The sequence below is a fragment of the Microcoleus sp. genome (genome assembly GCF_049646505.1).
Taxonomy (GTDB): Bacteria; Cyanobacteriota; Cyanobacteriia; order Cyanobacteriales; family Microcoleaceae; genus Microcoleus.
This window is the reverse complement of the sequence record NZ_JBARVX010000192.1, coordinates 1-9,102: the sequence shown is the minus strand read 5'-3', so window position 1 is coordinate 9,102 and position 9,102 is coordinate 1. Positions and strand designations below refer to the sequence as shown.

Sequence of the window (9,102 nt, the reverse complement as noted above, 5' to 3'; positions counted from 1 at the left end):
CAGACGGCATTTTGGGTACTGCAATTTGGCCGGGACAGCGCGTAGATGTGCGGATGGCAGACTGCGAAGCCAAGTTTATCATTTTGCGGGAAAACTATTCTTATTACGGCACTTTGAGGGAAAAACTTCAGTGGGCCGGAACCCGAATTAAGTACAGCAACAATCACCGCAATTAATCCGAAATCATCCACAATCATAAATCATTAAACGGTAGTGGCTGGTTTAGCCATAAAATTGTGAAATCACAAACAATCTACAGGCAAAACCCGCCTTTTTTCCACCATTAAACGGTAGGGGCGGGTTTAGCCATAAAATTGTGAAATCACAAACAATCTACAGGCAAAACCCGCCCCGGCCAAACGCAAAACCCACAGACTTGGTGCAATAGATCAAGCGTGGAGGGCGGGTTTTGAATGAAACTATTGGTTAGGAAGTTAGAGATTGTGGCTAAACCCGCCCCTACTTTAAATCCAATTGCAATCCCAAATCTCTAATTTCTCCATCCCATTTACAGATATTATTAGGATGCAATTCATCCCGATCTTCCCAATTCACAGGATTGTTTATAATGTATTCACGAATTCTCTGCAATGATTCTTGACTACGAATAATATGTTCGTAATAACCGCGCTGCCATACTGAAACACCTGTCAGTTTGCGATGTCTGTTAATACTGCGGGCTGAAAATGTTTTGAAACCACGAATAATTTCTGGGAGTCCGTGACGCTGGGGGCGGGATTTATTTGGCCTGTCCCACAAATCATTGTTCGCAATTACTTGATTATCAGTTAATAAAATAATGCCATGAACATGATTCGGCATGATGACAAATTGATCTAATTCAACATGGCGATGATGTTTTATCAAATTATCCCAATATAACTCAATGATTTCACCATAACGACTTAACTGCATTTGGGAACTTACAATATCACCAAATAAACTTTGGCGCTGCCACGTACAAATAGTGAGAAAATATGCTCCGTTTTGTGTATAATCGTATCCTTTGAGGCGAATCGAGCGACGGTGATGTTTGTGCGGATCGTATTTCATAATCAGCGTGGAGGGCGGGTTTTGAATAAAATTATTGGTTGGGATGTGATGGATTGTAACTAAACCCGCCCCTACCAATATTATTTTACTTAGTGGAGTGGAGGGCGGGTTTTGAATAAAATTATTGGTTGGGATGTTATGGATTGTGACTAAACCCGCCCCTACCAATATTATTTTACTCATAACAATAGGAATAGATCAACCTGGTAGGGGCGGGTTTAGCCAAAAAATTGTGAAATCACGAACAATCTACAGGCAAAACCCGCCCTCTCTCACTCACCCAACCCAAAATCCACAGACTTGGTGCAATAGATCAAGCGTGGAGGGCGGGTTTTGAATAAAATTATTGGTTGGGATGTTATGGATTGTGGCTAAAACCGTCCCCTACAAATATTATTATTTTACTTAGAACCATAGCAATAGATCAACCCGCCCCCACTCAAATATCAAATATTCTTCGACTTACAGACAAAACCCACATTACCCAACATACAATTTCTGGACTCTGTTAAGATCGCTCAATATCTTGACAAACCGCTCGATCCATGCAAACTTTCAAAAAATCAACCAGACCTTTCAACTCTCAAGATACATATCCCTGTCCCGTCTGTCGCACCGGTGAAATTGCTGCGATGCCGATGATGGAAGCCCTAGCTTGCAACTTCTGCCAGCACATTTTTACCGCCAGCGAAGAAAGGCAATCGCTCAAAATGGCCGATCGCCAGCCGCCCGTAACTTGGCACTGGAACGGCAAAAAATGGATAGGAGCACACCTCGAAGGCGTAGAATTCGGATGGCCTTATTTTGCCGCAGCGATCGGGCTAATCTTCCTTCCTACCACCTTGCTGGGACTTTCAGCTTACTACTTTCCCCCGGTTCCCGGCAGCCGGTTGTCGTGGCTGCCCGCAGCTTGGACTGGTTTAGCCTTTTTGTCCCATTTAGGCATAGTGCTGTGGTTGGTAGGTGAATTTTATCAATTCCCGGCGGCAACTTACTTGAGAGCCTGGGGGCGCAGGATTCGCAGGCGCTAGCTGGCTGGTGTCAGACGGTTGAGGGGTCGCGCACCGACATCAATTTCGGTAAAATTTAGAGGCGATCGCTAAACTCAACTCCAAATCAGCACCACTAAAGCTATAATCATTAGCTATTCTAAATACTCAGATACGAGCGCATAGCGATTTGTAAGGAGAGCGATGAACATACTTGGAATCTCGGCGTACTACCATGACAGCGCCGCCGCCTTAATTTGCGATGGAGAAATTATCGCCGCAGCGCAGGAAGAAAGATTTTCCCGCAAAAAGCACGACGCCAGATTTCCCAAGAATGCGATCGCCTATTGCCTAAAAGAAGCGAACATAGAATTGCGGGAAGTCGATCGCATAGTCTTTTACGACAAACCATTAGTCAAATTCGAGCGCCTTCTAGAAACCTACTTAGCCTACGCACCGCAAGGTTTTCGCTCTTTCCTAACCGCCATGCCCATCTGGCTGAAAGAAAAGCTTTACCTCAAAACCATGCTCAAAAGAGACCTCGCAGAAATAGCCAACTGCAAAACCAACAAACTGCCATCTCTGCTATTTACCGAGCACCACCAATCCCACGCAGCCTCAGCATTTTTCCCCAGCCCGTTCCAAAAAGCCGCCGTTTTGTGCCTCGACGGCGTAGGGGAGTGGGCGACAACCTCGGTTTGGTTGGGAGACGGCAACCAACTGACACCTCAGTGGGAAATCGATTTTCCCCACTCCCTAGGTTTGCTTTATTCAGCTTTCACCTACTACACAGGCTTCAAAGTCAACTCTGGCGAATACAAACTCATGGGTTTAGCACCCTACGGCGAACCCAAGTATGTAGACAGAATTCTCACCCATTTGATCGACCTCAAAGATGACGGAACTTTCCGTTTAAACATGGATTATTTCAACTACACAGTTGGCTTAACCATGACAAATAAGAAGTTTGACGAACTGTTTGAAGGGCCGCCGCGTCAAGGCGAAGGACAACTGACTCAGCGGGAAATGGACATTGCAGCTTCCATTCAAGTTGTTACCGAAGAAGTTGTTTTGCGGCTTTGCAGAACAGTTAAAAAAGAATTGGATGTCGATTATCTTTGTCTTGCCGGCGGCGTTGCTCTCAACTGCGTTGCTAACGGCCGACTTTTGCGGGAAAATATTTTCAAAGATATTTGGATTCAACCGGCGGCGGGAGATGCTGGCGGTGCTTTGGGCGCGGCTTTGGCGATTTGGTATCAGTATTGCGAACAAACTCGCACTGTGGGCGATCGGCTACCCGCTACAATTAATATTACAGAAGAAAACACCCCAGTCCTCACTACAAACCAAGCGGTGGCAACTGTGGCGAAGTCTGTCGCTCATTTAACTTGTCACGATAGAATGCGCGGTTCTTATTTGGGGCCAAGGTTTACTGACGCAGAAATTCTCGAATATTTAGATGCTGTCAAAGCCAGCTACCACCGATTGGACGATGCCGAATTGATGCCGCAGTTGGCGGAAATTTTGGCACAGGGAAATGTCGTCGGATGGTTCCAGGGGCGGATGGAATTCGGGCCGCGGGCTCTGGGCGGGCGATCGATTATTGGCGATCCCCGCAGTGCTAAAATGCAGTCGGTGATGAACCTGAAAATTAAATATCGGGAATCATTTCGACCTTTTGCACCGTCAATTTTAGCCGAACGAGTTGCGGATTATTTCGAGATCGACCATTCCAGCCCTTATATGCTATTGGTAGCACCTGTCAAAGCCAGTCTCCGCATTCCCATGACTCCCGAACAAGAGCAGTTGTTTGGCATTGACAAGCTCAACATTCCGCGATCGGAAATTCCGTCTGTTACCCACGTCGATTACTCGGCTCGCATCCAAACGGTTCACAAAGAAACCAATCCTCGGTACTATGACTTAATCAGTCATTTTGAAAAGCGATCGGGCTGTTCAATTGTGGTAAATACGTCGTTCAACGTCCGAGGCGAACCCATTGTTTGCACCCCCGAAGATGCTTACCGCTGTTTCATGCGAACCGAAATGGACTATCTAGTTTTAGAGAACTTCTTGATTCCTAAATCAGAACAAATTCCTTGGAAACAAGATGATGCTTGGAAAAATGAATTTGAACTAGATTAGTTAGTTGGCAGTTGACAGTTGACAGTTGGCAGTTGTCATTAGCTAAGATTTTAACTGGTTCCCCGGCAGAGCCGGGGAACCGATGTCCAGAGGCTCTGCCTCGCTTGCTTACGGAGTCAAATTCGAGGCAGAGCCTCCGGATCTGCGTTACCAGGCAGAGCCTGGTAACGAGCATTCTTCCATCTTCCATCTTCCCTCGGACTGATGACGTTGTACGGAAAGCTCGGAGGCGACAGCAAAACATGACTAATGACTAATGACTAATGACTAATGACTAATGACTAATGACTAATGACTAATGACTGATGACTAATGACTAATGACTAATGACTAATGACTTCTTCCCTCTTCCCTCTTCCTTCAACATGAGCGACGAAATTAAAAAACTCGACAAAAAAGGTTTGCGCGATTTCGGGCTGCTAATTGGCGGCTTAATTGCAGTGCTGTTCGGTTTAGCAGTACCTTTACTGCGGCGCGATTCTCTACCTTGGTGGCCCTGGGCTGTCGGCGCAGTGCTAGTTGTGCTAGCATTGGTTGCACCAAAATCGCTGAATCCCGTTTATCACGCATGGATGCGGTTTGGACTGCTTCTCAACAAGATCGAAACGCCGATCGTCCTGGGGATAGTTTTTTACCTGATAGTTTGGCCGATGGGAGCGATCAAAAACATTTTCGGCGAAGATGCAATGCGCCGCAAACTCAATCCGAAAATGGATACTTACCGCATTCCAAGCAAAGTAAGAACAAAAGTTAGTATGGAGCGTCCTTTCTAAGTGTTTGAAGCAACTTTAGACTTTCTCAAAGATTTGTGGGCGTTTATGAGAGAACGCCAAAAATATTGGCTGATACCCTTAATTGTGACTTTAGTGTTTTTGGGAGCTTTGATTGTATTGAGTCAGGGTTCTGTGATTGCTCCGTTTATTTACACGCTGTTTTGAAAGAATGAGCAAGTTGAAGACTTTGGGTGTCAATTTAGCTTTGACACTCGGCGGTTTGTTGATGGGGGTGGTAATTGGTGAAGTTGGATTGCGAGTTGCGGGAGTTGAGGGCTACCCCAAAATAGGAGATTTTGTAGACTCTGCGCCAACTCGTTTCCACACTTCCGATCCGAATTTGGGCTGGAAGCTAAAACCCGGTGCGTCGGGCGAGTGGAAGGGGGAAGGTGAGAGTTTTGTGCGGGTGAACAGTCAGGGTTTGCGCGATCGCGAACACACAAAAGCCAAACCTCCCAATACTCTCCGAGTCGCAGTTTTGGGCGATTCTTTCACCGAAGCAATTCACGTACCGATCGAACAAACTTTCTGGTCGAAATTGGAACGAAAGTTAGGCAACTGCGAGGCCGTTAAAGGACGCAAAAATGTTGAAGTCATCAACTTCGGCGTGCAGGGTTACGGTACTGCTCAAGAATTGATAATGCTGCGAGAAAAAGTGTGGGACTACAATCCTGATATTGTAGTTCTAGCTTTTTTTATTGGCAATGATATAATCAACAACTCGCCCAAACTAGAATACGACCACTATCGACCATTTTTTGCGTATAATGCTAACGGAAAGTTAGTACCGGATATGTCTTTTCGCAATTTAGCACCCATCGACCGCAACGCAAGAGCAGTTTCATTCGTAGACAAATTGCCCAGTTTTCTCGTCAACAATTCGCGCATTTTGCAGGTGATTAAAAAGGTAGATGTAGATCGGAAAAAGCGGGAGTTATCTGCCGATTTTTCCGCCTTGAGTACCAAAAACTTCAAGGCACCTGAAGATGCAGCTTGGGAAGATGCCTGGAAGGTGACAGAAGGTTTGATTGTGAAGATTCGGAATGAAGTCGTGCAGAAAAATGCTGATTTCTTGCTGGTGACGATCGGCGACCCGATGCAAGTTGAACGCAATGGCCAGATGCGAAAAAATTTCATGAGAAAAAACCAAATTCAGGATTTGTTTTATCCCGATAGGCGGCTGGAAAAATTGGGCGCGCGCGAGGGTTTTCGGGTACTGAATTTAGCCGAACAGTTTCAAGGTTATACTGAAAAATTTCAAGTCTGCGCCCACGGTTTTGAGAATTCTGTACCCTGTCGGGGTCACTGGAATGAACTCGGGCACAGGCTTGCTAGTATTTTGATTAACAGAAATTTGTGCCAAAATTTGAAGCAGTCTCAACTTCCCCAAAAATAACCGCAATCAGTCAATTTTCATGAAAGATTCAACTGCGTCCCAAAAAGGCAAAAATATATTAATTTTAATCGCTGTTAATTTGGCGATCGCCTTTATTTGTCTGGAAGCTTTATCGCTAGCTTTTTATTTTATCAACCAAAAGCAGTTTTTTTATACCAGAACTAAAGCTAAAGAAAAAGTAGTAGAAGATATAGAACGCCTGGGAATTAGACTAGATGAATCTATCGTAGAAAGACTGCACCCGTTTTTTGGCTACGTGCTCAAACAAGGTGCTTTTACCAATGAAAGATTAAAGTTAAAAGTCAACAAACAAGGTTTTTTTTCCTTGTACGAATATCCGTTTGTCAAAACCAATAAAAATCAATTTATTATTGGAGTATTCGGCGGTTCTGTTGCTAACAACTTTGCAGTAGATGAATACGTCACTCAAAGATTGTCTAAAAAGTTAAACAGTTATCCAGAATTCGCCAATAAAGAAATTGTCATTTTAAATTTCGGCAACGGCGGCTACAAACAACCGCAACAATTATTGATCTTAAATTACTTTTTGGCTTTGGGTCAAGAGTTAGATTTAGTCATCAATATTGACGGTTTTAACGAAGTAGCACTGTCAAATTTAAACAATAAATCCCAAGTAGAAATAGGAATGCCCAGCGTTCAGCACATACAGCCGCTGACTGGTTTAGCCAACAACAATTTGTCGCCAGAAGCGATGAATTCGATCGCGCAAATTAGCGAAAACAAAAAAGAGTTGAAAGCAGGTATTGACAAATTGCAAACTTGTCAGTTGGCTTTGTGTCACGCTGTTACCTCGCTGAGAGTGAAACAATTAGTCAACAATTACCAGCAAGCTGTTGTCAAGTACGATCGGCAAGTCAAACAATCCAACCCAGACCAGGCAAATAGCGGTATAGTATACCTTCCCAAAGCTGACTCTGTTTTGTCGGATGCTGCTGCTTTTGATAAAATGGCATCGATGTGGTACGAATCGTCGATCGGGATGAATCAAATTTTATCAAGTAGAAAGATTAAGTATTTTCACTTTATCCAGCCCAACCAATATTATCCAACTAAACGAACCTTTACCGCCGAGGAGAACGAAATTGCGATTGACAAGAATAGTCCTTACATTGAAGGAGTGAAAAAAGGTTATCCCGTACTGTTATCAAAAGTCAATGACTTGCAAAAAGCTGGGGTTAATGTTTTTAACGCCGTGAATATTTTGGACAATACAAAAGAGACGGTTTACAAAGATGCCTGCTGCCACTACAATTCAGTGGGAGAGGAAGTATTGGCAGACTATGTTTCCAGTTCGATTGTTAAAGTAGTGAGAGAGTCAAAATAGATATTTATGAAAGATTTTAAGTCGATTAAAAAAATACCAGAAATTCTAAAAATTGCTGCGATTAACTTGGCGCTTTTGCTGGTTTTTCTGGAACTCGGTTCGCTGGGATGGTATTTTCTCAAGCACAAGCAATTTTTCTATACTAGACAAAAGACGCAAGATAAGTCGGCTTTAGGAATAAATTTAGAAGGAGTGCGGCTGAATCAGTCTATTGTCGAAAGGTTTCATCCTTTTTTTGGGTTTATTCAAAAACCCAGCGATGATTTTCGACCGGGTTTTAAGGTTAACAATTACGGATTTATCTCTCCTTACGATTACCCTTTGAAGAAAACCAAGAAAAATCAATTTATTATTGGAGTTTTTGGCGGTTCGGTTGCTTCTAATTATGGAATATTTGAAGTTCAAAATAAAATTTTACCTCAATACCTCAAGCAGGTTCCCGGTTTACAGGATAAAGAGTTTGTAATTTTGTCTTTTGCTACTGGAGGCTACAAACAGCCGCAACAGTTATTGATTTTAAACTATTTTTTGGCTTTAGGTCAAGAATTAGATATGGTTGTGAATATAGATGGTTTTAATGAAGTAGCACTTTCTAATCTAAACAATAAAAATAAAATAGATTTGGCGATGCCAAGCATTCAGCACATTCTGCCACTGACTCAGTTAGCGAATAATAGTCTTTCTGTAAAAGCTATGAAAACAACTATTAGAATTCAAGAAACTAAAACTCAGATTAATCAGGGGTTGGAAAGTTTGCAACACTGTTCTTTCGCTGCGTGCGATGCTTTGACTTCTGTTTACGTTCAAAATTTAGTCAACAATTATCGCAAAGATACGATCGCCTTTGAGAAAGAACGGACTAAACCCCAAAAAGATGACGGCGGTAGCGTTGTTTATATCAATACTAATAAGTCTGTTTTAGAGGATTCAGCAGCTTTTGAACAAATGGCTCAGAATTGGGCAAAAAGTTCAATTTTTATGAATAAAGTATTGTCTGCTAGCAATGTGCCGTATTTTCATGTTCTCCAGCCCAATCAATATTATCAGACAAAAAGGGTGTTTGGTGAAGCCGAAAAGCAGATTGCTTTTAACAAGGATACTCCTTATGCTAAGGCTGTGGAAATTGGCTATCCGGCTCTTTTGAGTAAGTTGCCGAATTTGAAAAAAAATAATGTTGATATATTGAATGCTGTGAATGTTTTTGACAAGACTAAGGATGCTGTTTATGTAGATAGCTGCTGTCATTACAATCAGGCTGGAGAGGTGGTTTTTAGTAATTATGTGGGCAGTTCTATTCTGGAATATTTGCGGAAGGATGAAAGAAAAAACAAGAAGTAGGGGCGGGTTCCACCAACCATCAACGACTCAAATAAACAATCTTAAAAACCCGCTCCTTGTATC

The 9,102-nt window shown here is 43.0% G+C and carries 8 protein-coding genes and 1 pseudogene; 8 read left to right on the top strand and 1 reads right to left on the bottom strand.

The features are described from left to right. Positions 1 to 176 (top strand): annotated as a pseudogene (gene ppnK / locus WBA89_RS10625) (NAD(+) kinase); the annotation flags it as partial. Positions 177 to 459: 283 nt separating this feature from the next. Here ppnK and WBA89_RS10620 read toward each other — a convergent pair. Continuing rightward, positions 460 to 1,236, bottom strand: coding sequence for a transposase (locus WBA89_RS10620; protein ID WP_424406255.1), 777 nt, complete (start codon positions 1,234 to 1,236; stop codon positions 460 to 462). A 362-nt stretch (positions 1,237 to 1,598) separates the two neighbouring features. Between WBA89_RS10620 and WBA89_RS10615 the strand changes: the two genes are divergently transcribed. The 7 genes from WBA89_RS10615 to WBA89_RS10585 all read left to right on the top strand — a co-directional run bounded on the left by WBA89_RS10615 (position 1,599) and on the right by WBA89_RS10585 (position 9,039). Further along, positions 1,599 to 2,084, top strand: a complete 486-nt coding sequence (locus WBA89_RS10615) for a hypothetical protein (protein WP_424406254.1) — start codon at positions 1,599 to 1,601, stop codon at positions 2,082 to 2,084. Between the two features lie 162 nt (positions 2,085 to 2,246). Further along, positions 2,247 to 4,187, top strand: coding sequence for a carbamoyltransferase family protein (locus WBA89_RS10610; RefSeq protein WP_424406253.1), 1,941 nt, complete (start codon positions 2,247 to 2,249; stop codon positions 4,185 to 4,187). A 326-nt stretch (positions 4,188 to 4,513) separates the two neighbouring features. Further along, positions 4,514 to 4,960 carry an SxtJ family membrane protein gene (locus WBA89_RS10605; RefSeq protein WP_424406252.1) on the top strand — a complete coding sequence of 149 codons (447 nt, stop codon included), beginning with the start codon at positions 4,514 to 4,516 and terminating at the stop codon, positions 4,958 to 4,960. Beyond that, positions 4,961 to 5,125 carry a DUF5989 family protein gene (locus WBA89_RS10600; RefSeq protein WP_193973035.1) on the top strand — a complete coding sequence of 55 codons (165 nt, stop codon included), beginning with the start codon at positions 4,961 to 4,963 and terminating at the stop codon, positions 5,123 to 5,125. It abuts the gene before it with no gap. Between the two features lie 4 nt (positions 5,126 to 5,129). Next, on the top strand, positions 5,130 to 6,356 hold the full coding sequence (locus WBA89_RS10595; protein ID WP_424406251.1) for an SGNH/GDSL hydrolase family protein: 1,227 nt from the start codon (positions 5,130 to 5,132) through the stop codon (positions 6,354 to 6,356). 19 nt (positions 6,357 to 6,375) lie between these two features. Beyond that, positions 6,376 to 7,701, top strand: coding sequence for a hypothetical protein (locus tag WBA89_RS10590; protein WP_424406250.1), 1,326 nt, complete (start codon positions 6,376 to 6,378; stop codon positions 7,699 to 7,701). 6 nt (positions 7,702 to 7,707) lie between these two features. After that, positions 7,708 to 9,039: a hypothetical protein gene (locus WBA89_RS10585; protein ID WP_424406249.1), complete on the top strand. Its 1,332-nt coding sequence runs from the start codon at positions 7,708 to 7,710 to the stop codon at positions 9,037 to 9,039. Positions 9,040 to 9,102: the final 63 nt, after the last annotated feature.